Source organism: Neotabrizicola paludis (assembly GCF_044142105.1).
GTDB lineage: Bacteria > Pseudomonadota > Alphaproteobacteria > Rhodobacterales > Rhodobacteraceae > Pseudogemmobacter.
The window spans coordinates 273,319-296,115 of record NZ_JBGTYM010000001.1; the positions used below are offsets into that span (position 1 = coordinate 273,319).

The 22,797-nt window shown below is 65.5% G+C and carries 23 protein-coding genes; 7 read left to right on the forward strand and 16 right to left on the reverse strand.

Going from position 1 to position 22,797, the window contains the following annotated elements:
• The first annotated feature begins 4 nt into the window (after positions 1 to 4).
• The 7 genes from xsc (at position 5) to ACED67_RS01350 (ending at position 9,099) form a co-directional block, all read left to right on the forward strand.
• Positions 5 to 1,783, forward strand: coding sequence for a sulfoacetaldehyde acetyltransferase (gene xsc, locus ACED67_RS01320; protein ID WP_395539647.1), 1,779 nt, complete (start codon positions 5 to 7; stop codon positions 1,781 to 1,783).
• Positions 1,783 to 2,910: a TIGR03364 family FAD-dependent oxidoreductase gene (locus tag ACED67_RS01325; protein WP_395539648.1), complete on the forward strand. Its 1,128-nt coding sequence runs from the start codon at positions 1,783 to 1,785 to the stop codon at positions 2,908 to 2,910. The genes xsc and ACED67_RS01325 overlap by 1 nt, the downstream gene beginning before the upstream one ends.
• A complete protein-coding gene (gene phnX, locus ACED67_RS01330) occupies positions 2,910 to 3,713 on the forward strand; it encodes a phosphonoacetaldehyde hydrolase (protein WP_395539649.1) in 804 nt (267 codons plus the stop codon). Before ACED67_RS01325 ends, phnX begins: the two co-directional genes overlap by 1 nt.
• A complete protein-coding gene (locus tag ACED67_RS01335; protein WP_395539650.1) occupies positions 3,710 to 4,456 on the forward strand; it encodes a TSUP family transporter in 747 nt (248 codons plus the stop codon). Before phnX ends, ACED67_RS01335 begins: the two co-directional genes overlap by 4 nt.
• 232 nt (positions 4,457 to 4,688) lie before the next feature.
• Positions 4,689 to 7,490, forward strand: a complete 2,802-nt coding sequence (locus tag ACED67_RS01340; RefSeq protein ID WP_395539651.1) for a molybdopterin-dependent oxidoreductase — start codon at positions 4,689 to 4,691, stop codon at positions 7,488 to 7,490.
• Positions 7,487 to 8,227, forward strand: a complete 741-nt coding sequence (locus tag ACED67_RS01345; RefSeq protein ID WP_395539652.1) for a 4Fe-4S dicluster domain-containing protein — start codon at positions 7,487 to 7,489, stop codon at positions 8,225 to 8,227. The genes ACED67_RS01340 and ACED67_RS01345 overlap by 4 nt, the downstream gene beginning before the upstream one ends.
• Positions 8,227 to 9,099: a dimethyl sulfoxide reductase anchor subunit family protein gene (locus ACED67_RS01350; protein WP_395539653.1), complete on the forward strand. Its 873-nt coding sequence runs from the start codon at positions 8,227 to 8,229 to the stop codon at positions 9,097 to 9,099. Before ACED67_RS01345 ends, ACED67_RS01350 begins: the two co-directional genes overlap by 1 nt.
• On the opposite strand, the gene hypE is transcribed toward ACED67_RS01350, so the two are convergent.
• From hypE to ACED67_RS01430, 16 genes are all read right to left on the reverse strand, one after another.
• Complete coding sequence (gene hypE / locus ACED67_RS01355) at positions 9,096 to 10,118, reverse strand: hydrogenase expression/formation protein HypE (protein WP_395539654.1); 1,023 nt, start codon at positions 10,116 to 10,118, stop codon at positions 9,096 to 9,098. The genes ACED67_RS01350 and hypE overlap by 4 nt on opposite strands.
• A 53-nt stretch (positions 10,119 to 10,171) precedes the next feature.
• Positions 10,172 to 11,308, reverse strand: a complete 1,137-nt coding sequence (gene hypD, locus ACED67_RS01360; RefSeq protein WP_395539655.1) for a hydrogenase formation protein HypD — start codon at positions 11,306 to 11,308, stop codon at positions 10,172 to 10,174.
• Positions 11,305 to 11,586 carry a HypC/HybG/HupF family hydrogenase formation chaperone gene (locus tag ACED67_RS01365; protein WP_395539657.1) on the reverse strand — a complete coding sequence of 94 codons (282 nt, stop codon included), beginning with the start codon at positions 11,584 to 11,586 and terminating at the stop codon, positions 11,305 to 11,307. Before ACED67_RS01365 ends, hypD begins: the two co-directional genes overlap by 4 nt.
• A gap of 3 nt (positions 11,587 to 11,589) precedes the next feature.
• Positions 11,590 to 13,071 carry a sigma-54-dependent transcriptional regulator gene (locus ACED67_RS01370; RefSeq protein ID WP_395539658.1) on the reverse strand — a complete coding sequence of 494 codons (1,482 nt, stop codon included), beginning with the start codon at positions 13,069 to 13,071 and terminating at the stop codon, positions 11,590 to 11,592.
• Entirely contained in the window at positions 13,068 to 13,955 is an 888-nt protein-coding gene (gene hypB, locus ACED67_RS01375; protein WP_395539659.1) for a hydrogenase nickel incorporation protein HypB, read from the reverse strand. The genes ACED67_RS01370 and hypB overlap by 4 nt, the downstream gene beginning before the upstream one ends.
• 1 nt (position 13,956) lies before the next feature.
• Positions 13,957 to 14,298, reverse strand: coding sequence for a hydrogenase maturation nickel metallochaperone HypA (hypA, locus tag ACED67_RS01380; RefSeq protein WP_395539660.1), 342 nt, complete (start codon positions 14,296 to 14,298; stop codon positions 13,957 to 13,959).
• Positions 14,291 to 15,208 (reverse strand): hypothetical protein, encoded by a 918-nt coding sequence (locus ACED67_RS01385; RefSeq protein ID WP_395539662.1) that lies wholly within the window; start codon positions 15,206 to 15,208, stop codon positions 14,291 to 14,293. Before ACED67_RS01385 ends, hypA begins: the two co-directional genes overlap by 8 nt.
• Entirely contained in the window at positions 15,205 to 15,975 is a 771-nt protein-coding gene (hybE, locus tag ACED67_RS01390; protein ID WP_395539665.1) for a [NiFe]-hydrogenase assembly chaperone HybE, read from the reverse strand. The genes ACED67_RS01385 and hybE overlap by 4 nt, the downstream gene beginning before the upstream one ends.
• Complete coding sequence (locus ACED67_RS01395; protein ID WP_395539667.1) at positions 15,972 to 16,802, reverse strand: hydrogenase expression/formation protein; 831 nt, start codon at positions 16,800 to 16,802, stop codon at positions 15,972 to 15,974. The genes hybE and ACED67_RS01395 overlap by 4 nt, the downstream gene beginning before the upstream one ends.
• Before the next feature lie 13 nt (positions 16,803 to 16,815).
• Positions 16,816 to 17,190 carry a thioredoxin domain-containing protein gene (locus ACED67_RS01400; RefSeq protein ID WP_395539669.1) on the reverse strand — a complete coding sequence of 125 codons (375 nt, stop codon included), beginning with the start codon at positions 17,188 to 17,190 and terminating at the stop codon, positions 16,816 to 16,818.
• A 3-nt stretch (positions 17,191 to 17,193) separates the two neighbouring features.
• The gene (locus tag ACED67_RS01405) at positions 17,194 to 17,514 is read right to left on the reverse strand and encodes a HypC/HybG/HupF family hydrogenase formation chaperone (protein ID WP_395539670.1); all 321 of its coding nucleotides are present in this window, start codon (positions 17,512 to 17,514) and stop codon (positions 17,194 to 17,196) included.
• Entirely contained in the window at positions 17,514 to 18,128 is a 615-nt protein-coding gene (locus tag ACED67_RS01410) for a HyaD/HybD family hydrogenase maturation endopeptidase (protein WP_395539671.1), read from the reverse strand. Before ACED67_RS01410 ends, ACED67_RS01405 begins: the two co-directional genes overlap by 1 nt.
• A 293-nt stretch (positions 18,129 to 18,421) precedes the next feature.
• Complete coding sequence (gene cybH / locus ACED67_RS01415; RefSeq protein WP_395539672.1) at positions 18,422 to 19,162, reverse strand: Ni/Fe-hydrogenase, b-type cytochrome subunit; 741 nt, start codon at positions 19,160 to 19,162, stop codon at positions 18,422 to 18,424.
• A 4-nt stretch (positions 19,163 to 19,166) separates the two neighbouring features.
• Positions 19,167 to 19,739 carry a HupE/UreJ family protein gene (locus ACED67_RS01420; protein ID WP_395539674.1) on the reverse strand — a complete coding sequence of 191 codons (573 nt, stop codon included), beginning with the start codon at positions 19,737 to 19,739 and terminating at the stop codon, positions 19,167 to 19,169.
• A gap of 12 nt (positions 19,740 to 19,751) precedes the next feature.
• Complete coding sequence (locus ACED67_RS01425) at positions 19,752 to 21,551, reverse strand: nickel-dependent hydrogenase large subunit (protein WP_395539675.1); 1,800 nt, start codon at positions 21,549 to 21,551, stop codon at positions 19,752 to 19,754.
• Between the two features lie 3 nt (positions 21,552 to 21,554).
• Positions 21,555 to 22,640, reverse strand: a complete 1,086-nt coding sequence (locus tag ACED67_RS01430; protein WP_395539677.1) for a hydrogenase small subunit — start codon at positions 22,638 to 22,640, stop codon at positions 21,555 to 21,557.
• Between the last annotated feature and the right edge of the window lie 157 nt (positions 22,641 to 22,797).

Sequence of the window (22,797 nt, forward strand, 5' to 3'; positions counted from 1 at the left end):
CGCCATGAAGATGACCACCGAAGAAGCCTTCATCAAGGTCCTTCAGATGCACGGGATCGAACATGTCTTCGGCATCATCGGATCGGCCTTCATGCCGATTTCCGACCTCTTTCCCAAGGCAGGCATCACCTTCTGGGATTGCGCGCATGAAGGCTCGGGCGGGATGATGGCTGATGGCTATACCCGCGCCAGCGGCAAGATGAGCATGGCGATTGCCCAGAACGGCCCGGGGATCACCAATTTCGTGACGGCGGTGAAGACGGCCTACTGGAATCACACGCCCCTTCTGCTGGTTACGCCGCAGGCGGCGAACAAGACCATCGGGCAGGGCGGCTTCCAGGAAGTGGAACAGATGGCGCTGTTCAAGGATATGGTGGCCTATCAGGAAGAGGTGCGCGACCCCAGCCGCATGGCCGAGGTATTGAACCGCGTCATCATCAATGCCCGCCGTGCCAGCGCCCCGGCCCAGATCAATGTGCCGCGCGATTTCTTCACCCAGGTGATCGACATCGAGCTGCCGCGCATCGTGGAATTCGAACGCCCCGCGGGGGGGGCGGAGGCGCTGGACGAAGCGGCGGAGCTGCTGTCCAAGGCGAAGAACCCGGTCATCCTGAATGGCGCGGGCGTGGTGCTGGGCGGCGCGATCCCGGCCAGCATGAAGCTGGCGGAGCGGCTGGATGCGCCGGTCTGCGTCGGCTACCAGCACAATGACGCCTTCCCCGGTTCGCATCCGCTCTTCGCGGGTCCCTTGGGCTATAACGGCTCGAAGGCGGCGATGGAGCTGATTGCCAAGGCCGATGTCGTGCTGGCGCTGGGAACGCGGCTCAACCCGTTCTCGACCCTGCCGGGCTATGGCATCGATTATTGGCCCAAGGACGCCGCGCTGATCCAGGTGGATATCAACCCCAACCGGATCGGTCTGACCAAAAAGGTCGCGGTCGGCATCGTGGGCGACGCGAAGAAGGTTGCGGAAAGCCTGTTGTCGAAGCTGTCGGCGACAGCCGGGGACGCGGGTCGTGACGAGCGGAAGGCGCGGATCGCCACGACGAAAAGCCGCTGGGCACAGGAACTCTCGTCCATGGATCACGAGCAGGACGATCCGGGCACGACCTGGAACGAACGCGCCCGGGCCGCAAAGCCGGAATGGATGTCGCCCCGCATGGCCTGGCGCGCGATCACCAGCGTTCTTCCGAAAGAGGCGATCATCTCGTCCGACATCGGCAACAACTGCGCCATCGGCAATGCCTATCCGTCCTTCGAGGCGGGTCGGAAATATCTGGCGCCGGGCCTGTTTGGGCCTTGCGGCTATGGGTTGCCCTCGATCGTCGGTGCCAAGATCGGCTGCCCGGACGTGCCGGTCGTTGGCTTTTCGGGCGACGGGGCCTTTGGCATCGCGGTGACGGAACTGACTGCTATTGGCCGCAAGGAATGGCCTGCGGTGACACAGATCGTCTTCCGCAACTACCAATGGGGCGCGGAAAAGCGCAACTCGACCCTGTGGTATGACGACAATTTCGTTGGCACCGAGCTGGATACCGAGGTTTCCTATGCCGGGATCGCACGGGCCTGTGGCCTGCAGGGCGTGGTGGCGCGGACGATGGACGAGTTGCGCGATGCGCTGGCAAAGGCGCTGGACGACCAGATGAAACATGGCAAGACCACGCTGATCGAGGCGCTGATCAACCAGGAGCTGGGCGAGCCCTTCCGCCGGGACGCGATGAAGAAACCGGTCGAGGTGGCGGGTATCTCGGCTGCCGATATGCGCCCGCAAGCGGGGGCGTGATGGTCTACGACCTGGCCATCGTCGGAGCGGGGATCCTGGGCCTGGCCCATGCGCTCGCCGCCGTGCGGCGAGGGCTGAGGGTCGTGGTTCTGGACCGCGAGGCCGAGGCGATTGGCGCTTCCGTCCGCAATTTCGGCTTTGTCACGGTGACGGGGCAGCAATCGGGCGAGTGCTGGCGGCGGGCGATGCGGTCGCGTGATGTCTGGGCCGAGGTCGCGCCGCACGCAGGGATTCCGATCGAGCATCAGGGCACACTTGTGCCCGCCCAGCGGCCCGAGGCGATGGCGGTGCTCGAGGCGTTTCGCGACACCGCGATGGGGGCGGATTGTGCGCTTCTTTCGGCGGCAGAGTTGAAAGCGCGCCACGGGGCGATCCTGGCGGATCGGGATTGGCAGGGGGCGCTGTGGTCGCCGCATGAGCGGCGGGTGGAAAGTCGCCATGCCATTCCGAAGCTGGCGGCCTGGCTCAAGGCGGCGAAGGGGGTCGAGATCCGCCGTCGTACGCTGGTCAAGGCGGTAGAGCCGGGCCGTGTCCTGACGACCAGCGGGGTGATCGAGGCGGTACGCGTCGTGGTCTGCCCCGGCGACGACCTGCGCACGCTGTTCCCCGAGGTGATCGACCGGCTGGGCATAACCCGATGCCGGTTGCACATGCTGAAAGTCACCCCGCAGGACGGGTGCCGCCTGCCCGGCGCGATCATGTCGGATCAGTCGCTGATCCGCTATCTCGGCTGGTCGGAACTGCCCGAGGCGGCGGCGCTGAAGGCGCGGCTTCGGGCGGAACAGCAGGACTGGCTGGATGAGGGCATTCATCTCATCGTGGTGCAGGGATCGGATGGCGGGCTGATCGTCGGCGACAGCCACCACTATGAATGGTCACCCTCGCCGTTCCACCGGGCACGGGTGGATGAGCTGATCCTGCAAGAGATGCACAGAGTCCTGCGCCTGCCGGGCGCGATGGTCGCCGAACATTGGACCGGCACCTATGCCAGCCTGCCCGACCGGCTGATGATCCGCGAGGATGTGGCCGAGGGCGTCAAGCTGGTGATCGTCACCTCTGGCACCGGCGCCTCGACAAGCTTCGCCATCGGCGAGGAAACGATTGAAGAATTCTGGGGGAAAGCCTGATGGGCCATCTGAAAGCAGCCGTCTTCGACTGGGCGGGCACCGTGATCGACCATGGCTCGCGTGCGCCGATGGGGGTCTTCGTCAAGGCTTTCCAGAGCTTCGGCGTCGAGATCACCATCGCCGAGGCGCGCGGACCGATGGGCATGGCCAAGCGCGACCATATCAAGACGCTGATGGCGCAGCCGCGCATCGCTGCCGCCTGGGAAAAGGCGCAAGGCGCGACGCCGGATGAGGCGGCGATCGATCGCGTCTATGAGGTCTTCGTGCCGATGAATGTCGAGGCGGTGACCGATTTCTGCGAAATGATCCATGGAGCGGTTCCGGCCATCGAGCGGCTGCGGATGCGGGGGATGAAGATCGGCTCGACCACCGGCTATACCCGCGACATCATGGCCCGGGTGCTGCCCGAAGCGGCGCGACAGGGCTATGTGCCGGACAATCTGGTCTGCGCCGGCGATCTGGCCGAGGGGCGGCCTTCGGCGCTGATGATGTATCGCACCTTTCTGGACCTGGGTGTCTGGCCCGCCCATGCCGTGGTGAAGGTCGATGATACCGAGGTCGGCATCGCCGAGGGGCTGAATGCTGGAAGCTGGACGGTGGGCGTCGCCCTGACCGGCAATGCCTTTGGCCATTCGCCCGAGGAAACCGCCGCCCTTCCGCCCGAGGAGTTTGCCCGCAAGCGTGCGGTGGCCGTGGCGAAGCTGGTCGCCAGCGGGGCGCATTATGTGATCGATACCGTGGCCGAGATCGACCCGGTGATTGACGCCATCGAGGGGCGGCTTGCGCGGGGCGAACGGCCTTGACCCTGCCTTTCGATCTGTCGACAGGGGCAGCGATCTGGATGGCGGTGGCGATCTTTGTCGCCGCCTATATCCGCGGCTATTCCGGCTTTGGCTATTCGGCCATTGTCATCGCCGCTTCGGGGCTGGTGACCAATCCGCTGAATTTCGTCGCCGTGGTCGTGCTGCTGGAGACCGCGATGTCGCTGCAGGCGGGCAGGGGGGCGGGGCCGTCGATCGACTGGCGGCGGGTGTGGCTCCTTCTGGCGGGGGCAGCGGTCGGGCTGCCGCTGGGCCTCTGGGCGCTGACAGGGATTTCGGAATCGGCCGCCAAGGCGGTGATTTCGGGCTATGTGCTTCTGATGTGCGTGGTGCTGCTGGCGGGCTGGAAGCTGCGGCAGGAAGTGCGGGGGCCGAGCAATCTGCTGGCGGGTCTCGTCTCGGGCCTTGCCAACGCGCCGGGCATGGGCGGGCTGCCGCTCGCGGCCTTCTTTGCCGCCCAGCCGATGCCCGCCTCTGTCTTTCGCGCGACGCTGATCGCCTATTTCCCGCTTCTCGACCTCTACTCCGCGCCGCTTTATTTCTGGGCGGGGCTGGTCAGCTGGGACACGCTCTGGGCCGCGCTTTGGGCGCTGCCGCTGACCTTCCTGGGCAATTGGGTCGGCGGGCGGCATTTCTTCGGCACCGATCCCAAGGATTTCCGCCGCTTCGCCATCCTGCTTCTGGCCGGTCTTGCCGCGCTGGGGCTGGGCAAGGCTCTGATCTGAGGTGACGCGCCCTTTCGCGTCGTCAGAGGGGCTTTACCTCTCTCCAGACCACACCGCAGGGTAATTGCGACTGGGTGATGGTCTGGGGTGTTTGTTCCGTTCGTCCGGATCATGGTGGAACATGGTCCGCCAATATGCCGGTTGTTCGGAGATTTTCATCCTCTTGCGGGCAGGCAGTTGGAACGGCAGACTGCGGGCCAGCCAGGCCAAGGAAAGCCCGGGGAGGGCAGGAATGACAGCAGAGCCACGCGTCTTGACGCAAGCGCCGGTCTCGGACGAGGTCCGCAAGACCACCTGCTACATGTGCGCCTGTCGGTGCGGGATCAACGTGCATCTGACCAGCGGCAAGGTCAGCTATATCGAGGGCAATCGCGACCACCCGATCAACAAGGGCGTGCTTTGCGCCAAGGGAGCCTCGGGGATCATGCAGGTCACCGCGCCTTCGCGCCTGCGCGCGCCGCTGCGTCGGGTAGGCCCGCGCGGATCGGGTGCTTTCGAGGAGATTTCCTGGGAGGAGGCGCTTCAGACCGCGGTGTCCTGGATGAAGCCCTTGCGCGAGACTGCGCCTGAAAAGTTCGCCTTCTTCACCGGCCGCGACCAGAGCCAGAGCCTGACCGGCTGGTGGGCTCAGGCCTTCGGCACGCCGAATTACGCAGCCCATGGCGGGTTTTGCAGCGTGAACATGGCGGCGGGCGGCATCTATACGATTGGTGGCGCATTCTGGGAATTCGGCCAGCCGGATTGGGAGCGGACCGAGCTGTTCGTCATGTTCGGCGTGGCCGAGGACCATGACAGCAATCCGATCAAGATCGGCATCGGCAGGCTCAAGGAACGCGGCATCCGGGTGATCTCGGTCAATCCGATCCGCACCGGCTATTCTGCGGTGGCGGATGACTGGTATGGCATCACGCCGGGCACTGATGGGCTGTTCATCTTGGCTCTGGTGCATTGCCTGCTGGAAGCGGGGAAGGTCGATCTGGACTATCTGGCCCAATGGACCAACGCGCCCTTCCTGGTGAACGGGGCCGAGGGCGAGGAAAAGGGGCTGATCGTCAAGAATGCCGAAAGCCAGCCTTTCGTGATCGACCGCCGCAGCGCCATGCCCGCACCCTGGGATGGCAAGGGGGTGCAGCCGGATCTGGGCGCCGAATATCTGGGCAACCGGACGGTGTTTCAGCATCTGGCCGAGGAATATCTGAAACCGGATTATGCCCCAGAGGCGGTGGCCGAACGCTGCGGCATCCCGGCCCCCCGCATCCGGGCGCTGGCGGCCGAACTGGCGGCGGCGGCCTTTGAGCGCGCCTTCACCCTGCCGCGCCCCTGGGTGGATTTCCGCGGCAATGCGCATGAGGCGATGCAGGGCCGCCCGGTCGCGTTTCACGCCATGCGCGGGATTTCCGCCCATTCGAACGGTTTCCAGACCGCCCGCGCACTGCATTTGTTGCAGGTCTTCCTGGGCAGCGTCGAGGCGCCCGGCGGCTATCGACTGAAGCCACCTTATCCGAAGCCGGTCGAGGCCCATCCGACGCCGCATTTCGTGACCACGCCCGGCAAACCCCTGTCGGGCCCGCATCTGGGCTATGTCCGCTCGCCCGCCGACCTGTGCCTGAAGGACGATGGCAGCCCGGCACGGATCGACAAGGGCTTTTCCTGGGAAGCGCCACTTTCGGCCCATGGGCTGATGCATATGGTCATTCCCAACGCCGCCGCCGGCGATCCTTACCGGATCGACACGCTGCTGCTCTACATGGCCAATATGTCGTGGAATTCCAGCATGAATTCCGCCCAGGTCATGGAGATGCTGACCGCGAAAGAGGGTGACGACTATGTGATCCCGCGCATCATCTATTCCGATGCCTATGCGTCGGAGATGGTGGCCTATGCCGACCTGATCCTGCCCGACACGACCTATCTGGAACGGCATGATTGCATCAGCCTGCTGGATCGGCCGATTTCCGAGCCCGAAGCTGCGGGGGATTCGATCCGCTGGCCGGTGGTGGAGCCGGACCGCGCGGTGCGCGGCTTCCAGTCGGTGCTGCTGGATCTTGGTGCGCGTCTCGGCCTGCCGGGAATGGTGAACGAGGATGGCAGCGCGAAATATTGCGACTATGCCGATTACATCGTGAATCACCAGCGCCGTCCCGGCGTGGGGCCGCTGATGGGCTTCCGTGGCAATGGCGAGGGCGAGGGGCGTGGCGCGCCGAACCCCGAGCAGATCGAGCGCTACATTGCCAATGGTGCCTTCTATCAGGCCCATATCCCCGAGGGCGCGGCCTTCATGAAGCCCTGGAACGCCGCCTATCAGGATTGGGCCGTGAACCTGGGCCTTTACGACACGCCGCAGCCCTACCTCTTCTCGCTCTGGTCCGAGCCACTGCGTCGCTTTCAGCTTGCGGCCGAGGGTATGGGCCCGCGCCAGCCGCCCGAGCATCTGCGCGCGCGACTGCGGCAGGCGATGTCGCCCTATCCCATATGGTATCCGCCGCAGGGCGAGGCGGCGGGCGAAGACTATCCGATCCATGCGCTGACGCAGCGCCCGATGGACATGTATCATTCCTGGGGCAGCCAGAACGCCTGGTTGCGTCAGATCAAGGGGCGCAATGTCCTCTATCTGCCCACGGTGATCTGGCAGGGTCAGGGCTTCCAGCCCGGCGACTATGCGCGCGTCACCAGCCCGACCGGAGAGATCGAGGTGCCGGTGGCGCATATGGCGGCGCTGAACCCACAGACGGTCTGGACGTGGAATGCGATCGGCAAGCGCAAGGGAGCCTGGGCGCTGGCGCCCGATGCGCCGGAGGCGGTGGAGGGGTTTCTGTTGAACCATCTGATTTCGGAGCTGCTGCCGGGCGAGGGCCGGGTATCGAATTCCGATCCGGTGACCGGGCAGGCCGCCTGGTTCGACCAGAAGGTGCGGATCAAGCGGGTCGGGCCGCGGAATGAGGCCAAGCCGCAATTCCCGGCCCTGGGCGATCCGCCGCGCGTGGGCCTGACGGCGCGGTTCCGGCGAAAACTCGGATTGGGGACCGACAAATGACGCTTCTGCCGCAAGCGACCGAGAAGAAGCTCGGCCTCGTCATCGATCTGGACACTTGTGTCGGCTGTCAGGCCTGCGTCACCGCCTGCAAGGGCTGGAACGACAGGGAGGCAGGGCAGGTGGGCGGGCTTTCGGATCAGGATGCCTATGGGGCCAAGCCATCGGGCACGTTTCTGAACCGGGTCCATTCCTATCAGGTGCAGGTGGCCCAGGCCGCGCCGCAGGTGGTGACCTTTCCGCGCTCCTGCCTGCATTGCGAGGATGCGCCCTGTGTGACCGTCTGCCCGACCGGAGCCAGCTACAAGCGGGCCGAGGATGGCATCGTTCTGGTCAATGAGAATGCCTGTATCGGCTGCGGCTTGTGCGCCTGGGCTTGTCCCTATGGCGCGCGCGAGATGGATGCCGATCAGGGGGTGATGAAGAAATGCACGCTCTGCGTCGACCGGATCTACAATGACAACCTGCCCGAAGACGATCGTGAACCGGCCTGCGTGCGCACCTGCCCGACCGGCGCGCGGCATTTCGGCGATTTCGCGGACCCGGACAGCGCGGTCAGCCGCCTGTCGGCGGAACGCGGCGGCTATGCGCTGATGCCCGATCTGAAGACCAGGCCCGTGAACCGCTACCTGCCGCCGCGCAAAAAGGGACCAGCCGCCGAAGCGCCGCTGGCACCCTTGCTGGACATCAAGGCCACCGGTTTCGCGGGCTGGCTTGACCGGGTTCTGGGGAAGATCTGATGCATCCGGCGCCTTCCGTCATCGTTTTCACCGTACTCTCGGGTCTTGGCTTCGGTTTTCTCGCCCTTCTGGCGCTTGGTTCCCTGACGGTTTCGGGCTGGGGGGCCTTTGTCTGCTGGGGGCTTGGCTATGCGCTGGCGGTGATCGGGCTTCTCGCCTCTACCTTCCATCTGGGTCATCCCGAGCGCGCCTGGCGGGCCTTTTCGCAATGGCGGTCAAGCTGGCTGTCGCGCGAGGGGGTGACTTCGATCCTGGCGCTGGTGACGCTGGCGCCGATGGCGCTGTCGGACTGGCTGGGTCTGGGGTTCGGGCGTTGGCTGGGCATGCTGGGGGCGACGCTTTGCGTTGCCACCATCCTCTGCACCTCGATGATCTATGCCCAGTTGCGCACGGTGCCGCGCTGGAACCACTGGCTGGTGCCGGTGACCTTCCTGTGCTTCGCGGCGACGGGCGCGGCCATTCTGGCGGTGCGCCTGCCCTGGGCCTATGCGTTTTGCGCGCTTCTGGCGCTGGTGCTGATCGCGGGCTGGCGGGTGGGGGACGGCGCATTCGCGAAAGCCGGGCAGACAATCGGCACGGCGACGGGGCTGGGCCGGCTGGGCGAGGCCACGGTTTTCGAGCCTGCCCATACCGCCGGGAACTACTTGCTGCGCGAGATGATTCATGTCGTCGGCCGCCGCCATGCGCAAAAGCTGCGGGGGATCGCCGTGATCTTCGCCTGCCTGTTGCCCGCGCTTCTTCTGGCGCTCTTGCCGGTGCATCTGGCGGCCCTGCTTGCCACGGTCTCGCATCTGATCGGCGCTTTCGCGGCCCGCTGGCTGTTCTTTGCCGAGGCCGAGCACGTCGTCGGGCTTTATTACGGCAAGCGCTAGCAGATCCGGGGAAGCTGTTCGCCCACCAGCATGTCGACGATGCGGCTGCCGCCAAAGACCGTGCGCATGGTGACGCGGCCCGGTTCTCCGGCCATGGCCCGGCCCACGATCACCGCGCCTTCGCCTTCCGGGCGGCTGCGCAGGGCCGCCAGGCAGGCCTCGGCCTGCTCCTCCGGGCAGAACAGGACGAGGCGGCCTTCATTGGCAAGGTAGAGCGGATCGAGACCGAGGATTTCGCAGACGCCCTTGACCTCTTCCCGCAGCGGCAGAAGGTCTTCGACGATCTCGATCGCCAGGCGCGCTTCGGCGGCCATTTCGTTCAGCGAAGAGGCAAGGCCGCCACGGGTGCAATCCCGCGCGGCGCTGATGCCTGGGGCGGCGGCAAGAGCGGCCTGCATCAGATGGCCAAGGGCGGCGCAATCCGAGGCGAGATCGGTCGAGAGGGCGAGATCGCCCCGCGCGGCAAGGATCGCGGCGCCATGATCGCCCAGCACACCATTGACGATGACAAGATCACCTGGCACAATCTTTTCGGCGCCAAGATTTAAGCCTGCCGGAATTGCGCCGATCCCAGATGTGGTGATGAAGACGCCGTCGCCCTTGCCACGCTCGACGACCTTGGTGTCGCCTGTCACGATCCGCACGCCCGCCGCCTTGGCCTCGGCGGCCATTGAGGCCACGATGCGGCGCAGAAGCGCGATCTCGCAGCCTTCCTCGATGATGAAGGCGGCGGAAAGCCAGAGGGGACGTGCGCCGCCGACGGCGAGGTCGTTCACCGTGCCGCAGACTGCGATCTTGCCGATATCGCCGCCGGGAAATTCCAGCGGCGTCACCACGAAACTGTCGGTGGTGAAGGCGAGACGCGCTCCGGGCGCTCGCAGGGCCTCATCCATCAGGCGTGCCTGATCCTCGGAACCGGGCGGCTGGAACACACTGGTGAAGACCTCGTCGATCAGGTCGCGCATCGCGCGTCCGCCGCCGCCATGGGCCATCGTCACCCGCTGATCACGCAGGGCCATTTTCTCACTCCGTTCTGTCGTTCAGGGGCGCTAATTTTCGCGCAAGAGCCAGCTCACTCCGCCGCCATCCGCGCGCCGCCATACTGCCAATAGGCCGCGCAGGCTCCTTCGGAAGACACCATCAACGCGCCGAGCGGCATGTCCGGCGTGCAGCCCCGGCCGAATTGCGGGCAGGCGGTGGGCTTGATTTTGCCGGTCATCACCGCCCCGCAGGCGCAGCCTTCGGGTTCGGCGACTTGACGCCGTCCGGTGGCATAGCCGATGCCGAATTTCTCTTCGGCATCCCAGGCGGCGTAGCTGGGGCGGATGCGCAGGCCCGAGGCGTCGATCTCGCCCAGTCCGCGCCATTCGAATGTGGGGCGGCGTTCGTAGACATCCGTCATGGCCGCGAGGCAGGCGGGGTTGCCATGTTCGGGCACGACGCGGGCATATTGGTTTTCCACCCGCGCGTCGCCGGACTCGATCTGGCGCAGCACCATCAATACGGATTGCAAGAGGTCCACCGGCTCGAACCCGGCCACCACAATGGGCTTGCCATAGTCGGCGGCGATGAAATCATAGGGATGGATGCCGATCACCATCGAGACATGGCCGGGGCCGATGAAGCCGTCCAGCACCATGTCGGGATCGTCGAGAAGGGCCTTGATCGGCTCGGGCACGGTGATGTGGTTGCAGAAGACGCTGAAATTCGTCAGCCCCTCGCGCGCGGCGGCCTGGATGGCGAAGGCGGTCGACGGGGTGGTGGTCTCGAACCCCAGGCCGAAGAACACCACTTCGCGGTCGGGGTTCTTGCGCGCCAGCGCCAGCGCATCCAAGGGCGAATAGACCATACGCACGTCTGCGCCGGACGCCTTGGCCTGCATGAGACTGCGTTTCGTTCCCGGCACCCGCATTGCATCGCCGAAAGTGCAGAAGATCACGCCCGGACCTTCGGCGATCTCGACGCATTCGTCGACCCGGCTCATCGGCAGGACACAGACCGGGCAGCCCGGGCCGTGGATGAATCCCACGCCTTCATGCACCAGCTTGTCGAGCCCGTAGCGGAAGATCGAATGGGTATGGCCGCCGCAGATTTCCATGATGTGCACGGGCTTCTGCTTGCTCGCCCCCAGCCGTTCGCAGGTGACAGCGATGGCATCCAGCAGGCGCCTTGCGGCGGCGGGGTCGCGGAATTCGGAGGTGAAGTTCATGCGAGCGCCCTTTCCGCAGCGGCGAGTTGTTCAAGCGTTTCCTGCGCCTCTCCCAGATCGGCGAGCGCTTGCAGGGTCTTTGCTGCCTCATCCTCGTCGATGATCGCCATGGCGAAGCCGACATGGATCAGCGCCCATTGGCCGATCAGATCCTCCAGCGGCCCCAGGGCAACGGGGGCCAGCGAGACTTCGCGGCGAACGCCCGAGATTTCTGCCATGCCCATCAGGCTGTCGGCATCGGTGATGGCAATGATCTTTCCCGGAATTCCCAGACACATGGCCTATTCCTCCTCTTCGTCAACTGGGGCGCGGCCCGACGGGTCGGCGATGCCGTAACGGTCCAGTTTCGCCCGCAGGCCCACGCGTGACAGGCCCAGTTCCGCCGCGGCGCGGCTCTTGTTCCAGCGGTGGCGGGTCAGCGTCTCGCGCAGGATGCGCATCTCGACCAGTTCTACCCGGTCCTTGAGTGAGCCATCCGCCATCAGCACGTCGGCCGGAACCCGGTCGGCGCCCGCTTCCGACGGCGGGGCCTGAAGGATGGCGCGGCTGATCAGCTCGGCCCCCAACATCGGGCCTTGCGCGAAGATCAGCATCCGCGTCACCTCGTTGCGCAATTCGCGCAGGTTGCCGGGCCAGTCCCAGCCCTCCAGAAACTCCAGCGCGGCGGGTTCGAAGCCATGCGCGGTCTTGCCGTGCTGGTTTGCCAGCTCCATCAGGAAATGCTCGGCCAGGATCGCCACATCGCCGCGCCGGGCGCGCAGGGGCGGCAGGGCGATCTCGCCCACCGCGAGAGAAAAGGCGAGGTCGGGGCGGAAGCTGCCTTCGGCGATCAGGCGTCCCAGATCGGTTGCCGCGGCGGCGATCAGGCGTAGGTTGGTCACCTGCACCTCCTGTCCGCCGACCGGGGTGAAGGTGCCTTCGCTTGCCAGCCGGTTCAGGGCAAGCTGCATCGCCGCCGACAGATGTTCCACCCCGCCCAGGAACAGCGTCCCACGGTCGGCCTTTTGCGCCAGGCCGATCTTGTTGACCCCGCCGGGCAGGACGCCGCGCTTGGCACCGAAAAGTTCGACAGCAAGCAGGTCATCGGGGATGCCCGCGAGATTCAGCGCGTGGAAGGGCCGGTCCGAGCGCAGGGACCCCAGATGCATGGCGCGGGCAAGGCGGGCCTTGCCAGTGCCGGGTTCGCCTGTCAGCAGCACGGGCACGTCGAAGGTGGACAGGATCCGGGCCTGTTCGACCACCGTGTTCATCGGGCTCTGACGCGAGCGCAGGATGGTCTCGAAGCCCAGCCCCTCGCGCAGCGCGCGGCGGCGCTTGTCAAGTTTGCTTTCCTGGGTCGTCGCGAGAAGCCGCATTTCCAGCGCCATGCGTTCGTTTTCGCGGGCAAGCTGGAACAGGCGCACGGCATTGCGGGCGGCCATGAGAAGCTGGTCGGGATGCCAGGGCTTGGTGATGAACTGGTGGATGCCCGCCTCGTTGATGGCATTGGCCATGGCGGCAGGGTCGGTATAGCCGGTGATGATGATGCGCACGACCTCGGGCCAGCGGCTGCGCAGCTCGGTCAGGAAATCGACGCCGGTGCGGCCCGGCATGCGCTGGTCGCAGATCACTGCCTGGACCCAGTCTTCCTCCATCGCCAACAGAGCGGCAGCGGCATCGGGGGCCGTCAGGATGTCGAACTCATCCTCCAGCGCCATGCGCATCGCCTGAAGCGAATGCGGTTCGTCATCGACCAGCAGGAGGACGGGACGCGGGGCGGTCATCCAGGCACCCGTTTGTCCGCGAGCTGGCCGCGCAGCCAGTCGAGCCAGGCCTCCATGCCCTCGCCCGTGCGGGCCGAGAGGCGGAAGATGGTCAGACCGGGGTTCACCCGCAGCAGGTTCGCCTCATAGGCGTCAAGGTCGGCGTCCGTATGCGGGGCAAGGTCGAGCTTGTTCAGGATCGCCACCTGCGCGGCGGTGAACATGTCGGGGTATTTCAGCGGCTTGTCCTCGCCTTCGGTCACCGAAAGGATGGCGACCTTGGCGTCTTCGCCGAGATCGAAGGCAGCGGGGCAGACGAGGTTGCCGACATTCTCTATGAAGAGACAGCTCTGCGGCGCCAGGGCCAGATCGTCTATGGCATGGCCGACCATCTGCGCGTCAAGATGACAGCCCTTGCCGGTGTTGATCTGGATGGCCCGTGCGCCCGTCTGGCGGATACGGTCGGCATCGGCGCTGGTCTGCTGGTCGCCCTCGATCACCGCCAGCGGCACATCGCCCAGGGCCTTGATCGTTTTGCACAGAAGCGTGGTCTTGCCCGAGCCGGGCGAGGAGACGAGGTTCAGCGCAAGCACTTGCTGCGCCTTCAGGAGGCGGCGATTGCCTTGGGCAAGCGCATCGTTCTTTGACAGGATCGAGGTTTCGACCTCGATCAGTCTCGCCTGGGTCATGCCGGGCACCGAGACGCCGGCCGCGCCAGTGCCATAGTGATGGTGGTCGCGGCGATGCGCATGCCCGTGCGCGTGATGGTGATCTTGGGCGTGGGGGTGGGAATGACCATCGGAATGGCCATGGCCCTTGCCGGCATCGACATGGCCAAAGGGAAGTTTTTCCTTCACCACGCCCTCGAAGCGGGGCGTATCGGCGCAGCCGCAAACCGTGCACATGTCAGATCACCTCCATATCCTTGATCCGCATCTCGTCGCCGCCCTCGGGCAGCAGCTTCCCCGAGCCGCAAAGCGGGCAGGGGGCGAGGCGATCTTCGATTTCCACCAGTTTCATACAGTCGAAGCAGCGGGCGCGGCCCGGCAGGTCGAGCATTTCCAGCGCCGCGCCCTCGGCCGGGCTGCCGCGCATCACCACGTCGAAGGCGAATTCCAGCGCCGGCTTTTCCACCCCGGCGAAACGGCCGATTTCCAGCCGCAGGCTTTTGACGCGGGCAAAGCCATGGGCGCGCGACTGGTCGATCACGATCTGGCGGATGCCTTCGGCAAGGCTCATCTCATGCATCACGGGCCTCCTTCAGCGCGACCGGTATGCAGGGATCATGCAACGCGAGGATCAGGGGCGCGAGGGCGGATTTCGCCGCAGGCAGGCTGGACAGGGCCGAGAGAAGCGCGCCTCCGGGCGCCAGCAGGTGATCGGTCGGCGTGGCGCGGGCAACAGAGGTGACGCGGCCCTCTTGCGTGGAAAGACGCAGGGCATAGGTGCCACGGGCGGCCGGAACAAGGGCGGTGCGATGGGCCAGCTGCGACCGGGGCAGGCGGCCGTCATGCGCCGCCATGGCATCGGCGAGGATCCCGGCATAGCGCCACAGGGGTCCCCGGCCCAGCCGCGCCTCGATATCGCGCAGGAGCGGATGGTGGGATTGCCGACCGGCGGGAGAATTCTCGAGCGCCCGACCGGCAAAGACGGTGTCGGCCTGCGGCGCAGGCCGGGCGGCGGTGCAGGCCTCGCCCGCGCCGAAATGCAAGAGGGTCGCCAGCACGGGCTGGCTTGGCGTCAGCCTTTCCAATCCGGCCAGCGTGTCGGGCAATTGTCCCGCCGGGCCGCAAAGGAAGGAGACCGGATCGGCGGGCAGAGGCCCCCCCGGCAGGCGCGCGGCGCGGGGCAGCGTGGCGCAAAGAAGGATCATATGGTCGCGCAGCACTTCGGCGGACAGCGCCGCGGGATCGGGCGCGGGCAGGCCCAGCGTCAGGCAGGCAGCGGTTTCCTGCGCCATGCGGCACAGGGCGAAGAGGCGTGGCAGCAGGGCTGCGGCCTGAGGCGCGGTTTTGCCGACGAGCAGAGGGGCGAGGGGCAGCGGCGCGGGCAGAGAAATTGTGGGCACCAGCCGGGTGCCATGGCGCGAAAGAACAAGGACCGCGCCCCCCGGCGCATGCGAGGAGGCCATGATCGTGGGGGGCGCTGGGTGGATCACTCGGACAATCCTCCGGTGATCAGGCGGCGGCGGCTGGGGGCGGCATCCGGCGCAAGCGCAGCCTCGGGCGGTGCGGCGGCGGCCTCGGCGGCAGCGCGAATATCTGCGGCGCGATCGGTTTCGCTTCGGTTTTCAGACTTGAACAGTTCCGCCATCACGGCGCGGGCCACATCCACCGCCTGCAATTGCGAGGTGAAATCGCCCATCGGCGAGAAGAGCGAGCAGGCCAGGTAGGGGCCGGTCATCTCGCGCGTGTTGTGGATGAATTCATATTCGCCCGATGGGAAGAGGATCATCTCCTTCTCGCCCGCCTTGAGGGCCGGGCGGTCCTCATTCGGGAGGAGGACAAGGTTCATGAACCAGGGCGCGATCAGCACGCCGAGTATGCCTTGGTCATGGGGCTGGAACCCCACCGCCTCGACATGAAGCGCCTGATTGACCATCGGCAGGTCGCGCATCTTGGAATGGAAGACCTCGCGGAAATCGGCGGTCAGCAGGCCGGTTCGACGGGCAATTTCGGCGGCGACCTGCGCCGAAAGGGCGCCAGGGTCTTCGCGCACCAGGAATTGCGCCTTGGGGGCCGAGCAGCCGGGGCAGGTCCAGTCTTCCGGCAAGGCCAGGAAGGCGGTTCCGGGCGAGATCTGGCGGCTGTCATCGCCTTCGGCCGGGTCATAGGGCGTCCAGCAGATCTTGCATTCCATGATGGCGAGCGGGCTGATCTTGTCCTGCGCGCCCAGGAAACTGCCTTCGAAACCGGGCGTGGTCATGCGATCACCTTCAAGACGTCAAGGATGCGGGCCTCGCTGTCGTCGAAATCCTCGGCCGCGGCGGCGGCGACCATCGGCATGTCGGTGACCTCGAACGTGTCGAGGATCTGCGTGTCCATCGAGTTGAAGAACTGCACCCGCCAGACCCGTGCCAGCGCCGTGGCGGTGACGCGCACATTGCCATAGCCGCGCGACAGGATCGTCGTCGCGCCTTCGCCCAGCGCCTCGGCCAGCCAGGCCAGATCGGCCTCGGTATGCGGCAGAAGCGACAGGTTGATCACATGCGCCTCGTCGCCGGGCTGCCAGCGGGCGGACCGGTCCAGAAGCTCGGTCAGGATCGCCGGGCCATTGGCCAGCGCGCCGGGTTTGGGCGCGGCGATCAGCAAAGCGGGGCGATGGGGGATATGGGCGCGCGACAGGGCGGCCTGCGGCACCGGGCCGACCTCGACCCGGTCATGGCCCATGCCCGCCACTGACCAGACCCCGGCAAAGACCGATTCCTGCACCGACAGCGCCGGGATGCCGCGGATCTTCATCGCCACTTCGCCGGTGCCCAAAGTATCGGCCATCAGCGCGCGCTGGGCGGGCGACAGGCCCGACAGGTCAAATTCCGCGACCGTGCCGGTTTTCGTGCGGGCGCAGGCACGGGCCATGTCTTCCAGCAGTGCCAGAACGGGCGCGGCAACGGCGGGATCGGTCACTTCCGGCACATGGGCCGAATAGGTGCGCATGCCCGAAGGCATGGACATGTATTGCAGCTCGCCCTCGGGATCGGGCTGGCTGCCGGGGCCGAAGCCGGTGGGCGGAAGCGTAAAGGGGGAAACCATGGGAATGCCTTTCTTAGACCGAGGCGAGGCCGAGGATATAGGGGATGCGGGCCATGTAATCGTCCCAGTCGCGGATCCGGGCGACCGCGCCGACCATGCGGCCTTCCGAGAAGAACAGGAACGAGGGTGTCTTCAGCACACCATGCGCTTCGCGCAGTTTCGCCTCGATCGCATCGCCCACCAGCGCGCAGTCGAAGCTGCGCTGGAAGGCGATCTGCAGCTCGGGCAGGATCACGGCGGCATCGGCGGTTTCCAGATTGCGCACCGGATCGCCGGGGATGAACAGGCAATGAATGCCGGGCGTGGCCAGATGCGCCTCGACCGAGCCCGGATCGGTCAGATGCGGCCAGTTCAATTCGGTGATCAGGCGGGTCAGAAGCGGGTGCATGGGTCAACCTGTGGTCTGGCCGGCGGCCAGCGCCGCCTGCAGATGGGGGGGAAGTTCGGGGCCGCGCTGTTCCAGATCGGCAAAGGCCGCGCCCAGATCGCCGCCCAGCATCAAGGATTGCAGACCGCCCAGGGCGGCGCGGATTTTCTGCGCATCATCTTCGCCGATCACTTCGCGCGCGGCGCCCAAGAAGGTCAGCACCCAGTCGCCGGGCCGCGCCTCGGGCGTCAGCGACAGATCGACCAGCGCCGGCAGGTCGCCGTCCAGCGCCTGGCCGACGATGCCATCGACCGATTGCAGCAGCAGCGGAATGCCCAGGCACATCAGACCGTCTCGGCCTTGGCAGCGGGGAAGAAGCGGATATCGCCCAGCCGGCAGGCCTGATCTTCCGAGGGCCGGCCCTGTTCATAGGCGTCGCGGCGCAGCGCGGCATCGGCCAGATCGTCGGTCTCGGTGCGGCCCGGGGCGATGGCGATGCCCCAGCTGGCCAGCTCGGCCCGGGCGATCTCCAGCGCAGGCGCGATCGAGGCCGCCACCGCGGGCCGCAGCCCGCCGCCGAAATCTTCCAGCTCGACCGGCTGCACGCCGATCAGCGTCATCTTTGCCGGGCAGCAGCCCATCAGCTGCGCCGTGGCCACCACATCCTGAAAGCCGGTCTGATGCAGGCTCATCTTCTTGGCGCCCATGAAGGCCGGCACTTCGCCGTCGCGCACGACCTTCATCGTGGCGGGCGGCAGGCCGTAATCGATGGCGTCGAAGACCAGCATCGCCTCGGCCTCTTCCAGGAACGGCAGCAGGTAAAGGCCCTGCGTTCCGCCATCCAGGAGGCGGACATGATCGGGCAGGGCGAAGGCCTCAGCCATGGCTTCGACGCAGCGGGGGCCGAAGCCTTCATCCGCCCAGAGCACATTGCCGATCCCGAGGACCAGTACCTTCATCGACCCCTCCCGCCGTCATCGTGGCCCCTCTTCGGGCCGGTCAGGGGCTTGCCGCCCCTTGATGAAACTGATCGTCACATTTCCAGAGCATCAGGTGCAGGGTGAAATGTAGCTTTTCGAAAAGCTTGCCGAACTGGCCGCAAATATTTGGGAATGCGACAAAAATGGGCGAATTAACAAATCTCTAGGTGGATACCTAATTTCCATAATGCAATATGATCTGAAAAGATATGGACCAGATGCAAAAGGGCGAACCCTGCGGTCCGCCCCCGGTCTTGCGCCTGACGTCAGGATCACTCGGGACGGTCGTCCTTGAAGGTGCGGTGGCCCGAGATCATGGTCGAGACGATGGATTGGCGCGACATGATATCCTCACGGATCGCCACATAGATATGCACGATCATGAAGATCACGATCCACCACATGCCCAGATGATGCAGCGTGTGCAGCCGCTGGCTGTTCCAGGTCAGGCCGTGGACCCAGCCGAACAGGTCATGCGTCAGGCTGCCCTCCTGCGCGCCTTCGGCATAAAGCGCGAGGCCGGTCACGATCATGAAGCTGACGCCCAGCGTAATGAAGAAGAACATGGCCAGCTGCGCCAAAGGATTGTGGCCGACATATTTCTTCGGCTCGCGCGCGATGAAGAGATACCACTTCACCTCGTCCAGCAGCTCGCGCCAGTATTCACCCTTCCAGAACGGCACGTAGAAGAGCTGCCGCGCGTGGTGATTGCCGACGAAGGCCCAGTAGATCCGGCCCAGGAAGCCGAAGGTCAGCACCATGCCGGCGGCGAAATGCGCGAAGCGGATATAGCCGAAGACGAATTGATGCGTGGCCTCGGCGATCTGCATCGAGGGCGGCGGCGAGCCGATGAAATAGCCGGTGACGCACAGCGTCAGGATCGCCGCGGCATTGATCCAGTGCCAGATGCGGACCGGGGCCTCGTAGACATAGACCGAGGTCTGGCGGCTGACCGTGGCCGTGTCTTCCGGCGCAAGGTCGCTGGCGGCGATGTTGGTGCTGGAGCTGGCCATCGCGTCACCCCGCCATCATCCAGAGGCCCGACAGCGCCACGCCCGCGCCCAGGGCACGCTGGACCAGCGGACGTGTCGCGACAGAACGGGCCAGCACGATCCCGGTCAGATGCAGCGCCGCCGTCGCGGTCAGGAAACCCGCCAGATAGGGCAGGGCATTGCCCACGGCCTCAGTCGCATGGGCATGGCCATGGGCCAACGCGAAGGCGCCGATGGCGGCCAGGGCGGCGCCGGTCAGCGCCCGCGACTGGCCGCGGCGGCTGACCAGGACCAGCAGCCCGAAGGCCAGGACCGAGCCGGTAATGACGGCTTCCACGAAGGGAAAGCCGATCCCCGACCAGGAAAGGCCAGCGCCCAGCACCATGGCGCCCATGAAGGCGGCAGCCCCCGCCCAGAAGGCGCGCGGCAGCACGAAGCCTGACCACAGGCCCACGGCCAGCATGGCCAGAAGGTGATCCATGCCGAAGATCGGATGTTCCAGCCCATGCAGGAAGCCCGAAGCGTCGCCATGGCCGGTATGCGCCAGTGCGGGGCCTGCGATCAGGGTGGCGGCAGCGGTGAAAGCAAGTTTCTTCATCGGGGTTCCTCCTCAGCGGACCTTGACCCGGGCCAGTTCCTGGCCATCGGGCGACATGACATGGGTGGAACATGCCAGACAGGGGTCGAAACTGTGAATGGTCCGCAGGATCTCGACCGGCTCTTCAGGGCGTTCGACCTTGGTATCCATCAGGCTGGCCTCGAAAGCGCCGATATTTCCGGCAGTGTCGCGGGGGCTGCCGTTCCAGGTCGTCGGCACGACGCATTGGTAATTCTCGATCCGGCCGTCCTTGATCTTGATCCAGTGGCCCAAAGCGCCGCGCGGCGCTTCGGTCGCGCCCACGCCCTTGGCTTCCTTCGGCCAGGTCTTTGGATCCCATTTCGCCACATTGGCGGTGGACTGGTCGCCATTCTTGATGTTGGCGATCATCTTGTCGAAGAAATGCTTCTGCAGACGCCCGCAATATTCCGATTCCAGCGCCCGCGCGGCGGTGCGGCCCAGAGTCGAGAAGATCGCGGTCAGGGGCAGGCCCATCTGGCCCAGGAAGCTGTCGACCTGGTTCTTGATGTCTTCATGCCCCTTGGCATAGCCGACGATATAGCGGGCCAGGGGCCCCACTTCCATCGCATGGCCCTTCCAGCGCGGCGCCTTGATCCAGCTGTATTTCGCCGCCTCGTCCAGCTGTTCGATATTGGTGCGCGTGCCCTTGGCATTCGGCCCCAGTTCGAAATGTGGCGCGGTTTCGCCATCCCAGGGATGCAGGCCCTTGCCGGCCTCGGCGCCGGTATACTGATACCAGGAATGGTCGACGAATTCCTGGATCTCGTCGGGATTGCGCATGTCGACATCATGCACTTCGTTCAGATTGCCGTTGATGATCGCGCCGCGCGGCAGATGCAGCTGTTCGGCCGAGAAATCGTTCGGATGTTCGGGAATGTCGCCATAGGCCAGCACCGACTTGCCCGACAGTCCGCCGCCATACAGCCAGTTCTTGTAGAAGCTGCCGATCGCCGCCACGTCCGGGATATAGACGTTGCGCATGAAGGCCAGGCCCTCGTCGATGATCGAGGAGACGAGGTTCAGCCGCTCCATGTTGATCGCGCCGACAGCACCCGTGGAATGGACGTTGATCGGGCAGGGCACGCCGCCCACCAGCCAGTTGGGATGCGGGTTCTTGCCGCCGAAGATCGTGTGGATCTTGACGATTTCCTTCTGCAGATCCAGCGCTTCCAGATAATGGGTCGTCGCCATCAGATCGGCTTCGGGCGGCAACAGATAGGCCGGATTGTCCCAGTAGCCGTTCTTGAAGATGCCCAGCTGGCCCGATTCCACGAAAGCCTTCAGCCGGTTCTGCACATCGCGGAAATAGCCCGGAGAGGACAGCGGGTGGTTCGGCCCGACCATCTGCTGCAGTTCAGACGTGGCCTTGGGATCGGCCTTCAAGGCATTGACGGGATTGACCCAATCCAGCGCATGCAGATGGTAGAAATGCACCACATGGTCATGGATCTGCAGCGCCAGCTGCATCAGGTTGCGGATCGAATTCGCATTGTCGGGGATGGTGATCCCCAGCGCGTCTTCCACCGCGCGGACCGAGGTCAGCGCATGCGTCCCGGTGCAGACGCCGCAGATCCGCTCGGTAAAGGCCCAGGCATCGCGCGGGTCGCGGCCTTTCAGGATCACCTCAAGCCCGCGCCACATCGTGCCCGTCGACACCGCGTTGCGGATGATGTTGTTCTCATCCACGTTCACTTCGCAGCGCATATGGCCTTCGATCCGGCAGACCGGGTCGACGACGACGCGCTGCCCGCTGGTATCAAGGGTAAAGCCGTTCGGCGTGTTGATCGTCATTGCTTAACCCTCGACCTTTTCTTGCGTCTTCTTCTGCGCGCGTTTCAGCGCGGAAATCGCGGCATGCACCGCCACCGCGCCGCCCACCACACCGGCCGCCGCCAGGCCGACCTGATCGGCATTGGCCTCGACCCCGAATTGCGTCAGGTCGGTCACCCGGTCGTAGAAACTGCCCTGATCCCAGAACCCGTCTTCCGAACAGCCGATGCAGCCATGGCCCGACTGGATCGGGAACGAGACGCCCTCGTTCCAGCGCACGGTCGAGCAGGCATTGTAGGTGGTCGGCCCCTTGCAGCCCATCTTGTACAGGCAATAGCCCTTGCGGGCGTTTTCATCGTCCCAGGCCTCGACGAACTGGCCCGCGTCGAAATGGGGCCGGCGATAGCACTTGTCATGGATACGCTGGCCGTAGAACATCGCCGGCCGCCCCTGACGGTCCAGTTCAGGAAGCCGGTCGAAGGTCAGCATATAGGTGATAACGCCGGTCATGACCTCGGCGATGGGCGGGCAGCCCGGGACCTTGATGATCGGCTTGTCGGTGATAACCTTGTGCACCGGGGTGGCGCGGGTCGGGTTGGGGGCCGCGGCCTGAACGCAACCATAGCTGGCGCAGGCGCCCCAGCTGATCACCGCCTTGGCGTCCTTCGCCGCCCATTTCAGTTGTTCCACAAAGGGCTTGCCGCCGACGATGCAGAACATCCCGTCCTCGTTCAGCGGCGGGTTGCCTTCGACAGCGAGAATGTAGTTGCCCTTGTATTTCTCGATCGTCTCGGCCAGCGCCGCCTCGGCCGCGTGGCCGGCCGAGGCCATCAGCGTGTGGCTGTAATCCAGCGAGATCATCGACAGGACCACGTCCTTGGCCAACGGATGCGCGCCGCGGATGAAGCTTTCGCTGCAGCAGGTGCATTCCAGCCCGTTGACCCAGATCACCGGCGTGCGCGGCTTGGTCTCCATCGCATTGGCGATTTTCGGCACGAAGGCCGGGCCAAGGCCCAGGGCGGATGCCGTGAGCGAGCAGTATTTCATAAAGCTGCGCCGGGTGATCCCCTGGCGGCGCATGACCTCGTAGAAGGTCTCGATCTGGCTCAAAGCTGGCCCTCCCTTTCCCATTCCCCTGGGCGGCGCGTGACGGAACGCACCTTTCCAAGCCCTAGGGAAGCAGGCCGGGCAGGGCCAAACAAAGGGATTCCGCCCCGACGCGGGAATGTCTTTTTGTTTTAAATTTCAAAGTGATGGCCGGAAACCA

Excerpts from the sequence above, each read along its gene's own strand:
- ACED67_RS01370 (WP_395539658.1), bottom strand. The coding sequence starts at position 13,071 with ATGACCGCCCCGCGTCCCGTCCTCCTGCTGGTCGATGACGAACCGCAT.
- cybH (WP_395539672.1), bottom strand. The coding sequence starts at position 19,162 with ATGGCCAGCTCCAGCACCAACATCGCCGCCAGCGACCTTGCGCCGGAA.
- ACED67_RS01340 (WP_395539651.1), top strand. The coding sequence starts at position 4,689 with ATGACAGCAGAGCCACGCGTCTTGACGCAAGCGCCGGTCTCGGACGAG.
- xsc (WP_395539647.1), top strand. The coding sequence starts at position 5 with ATGAAGATGACCACCGAAGAAGCCTTCATCAAGGTCCTTCAGATGCAC.
- ACED67_RS01405 (WP_395539670.1), bottom strand. The coding sequence starts at position 17,514 with ATGTGCCTGGGCATTCCGCTGCTGCTGCAATCGGTCGATGGCATCGTC.
- hypA (WP_395539660.1), bottom strand. The coding sequence starts at position 14,298 with ATGCATGAGATGAGCCTTGCCGAAGGCATCCGCCAGATCGTGATCGAC.
- ACED67_RS01350 (WP_395539653.1), top strand. The coding sequence starts at position 8,227 with ATGCATCCGGCGCCTTCCGTCATCGTTTTCACCGTACTCTCGGGTCTT.
- ACED67_RS01345 (WP_395539652.1), top strand. The coding sequence starts at position 7,487 with ATGACGCTTCTGCCGCAAGCGACCGAGAAGAAGCTCGGCCTCGTCATC.
- hybE (WP_395539665.1), bottom strand. The coding sequence starts at position 15,975 with ATGACCACGCCCGGTTTCGAAGGCAGTTTCCTGGGCGCGCAGGACAAG.
- ACED67_RS01325 (WP_395539648.1), top strand. The coding sequence starts at position 1,783 with ATGGTCTACGACCTGGCCATCGTCGGAGCGGGGATCCTGGGCCTGGCC.
- ACED67_RS01425 (WP_395539675.1), bottom strand. The coding sequence starts at position 21,551 with ATGACGATCAACACGCCGAACGGCTTTACCCTTGATACCAGCGGGCAG.
- phnX (WP_395539649.1), top strand. The coding sequence starts at position 2,910 with ATGGGCCATCTGAAAGCAGCCGTCTTCGACTGGGCGGGCACCGTGATC.
- ACED67_RS01420 (WP_395539674.1), bottom strand. The coding sequence starts at position 19,739 with ATGAAGAAACTTGCTTTCACCGCTGCCGCCACCCTGATCGCAGGCCCC.
- ACED67_RS01395 (WP_395539667.1), bottom strand. The coding sequence starts at position 16,802 with ATGGTTTCCCCCTTTACGCTTCCGCCCACCGGCTTCGGCCCCGGCAGC.
- hypE (WP_395539654.1), bottom strand. The coding sequence starts at position 10,118 with ATGGCCCTGCGTGATCAGCGGGTGACGATGGCCCATGGCGGCGGCGGA.
- ACED67_RS01410 (WP_395539671.1), bottom strand. The coding sequence starts at position 18,128 with ATGAAGGTACTGGTCCTCGGGATCGGCAATGTGCTCTGGGCGGATGAA.
- hypD (WP_395539655.1), bottom strand. The coding sequence starts at position 11,308 with ATGAACTTCACCTCCGAATTCCGCGACCCCGCCGCCGCAAGGCGCCTG.
- hypB (WP_395539659.1), bottom strand. The coding sequence starts at position 13,955 with ATGTGCACGGTTTGCGGCTGCGCCGATACGCCCCGCTTCGAGGGCGTG.
- ACED67_RS01365 (WP_395539657.1), bottom strand. The coding sequence starts at position 11,586 with ATGTGTCTGGGAATTCCGGGAAAGATCATTGCCATCACCGATGCCGAC.
- ACED67_RS01400 (WP_395539669.1), bottom strand. The coding sequence starts at position 17,190 with ATGCACCCGCTTCTGACCCGCCTGATCACCGAATTGAACTGGCCGCAT.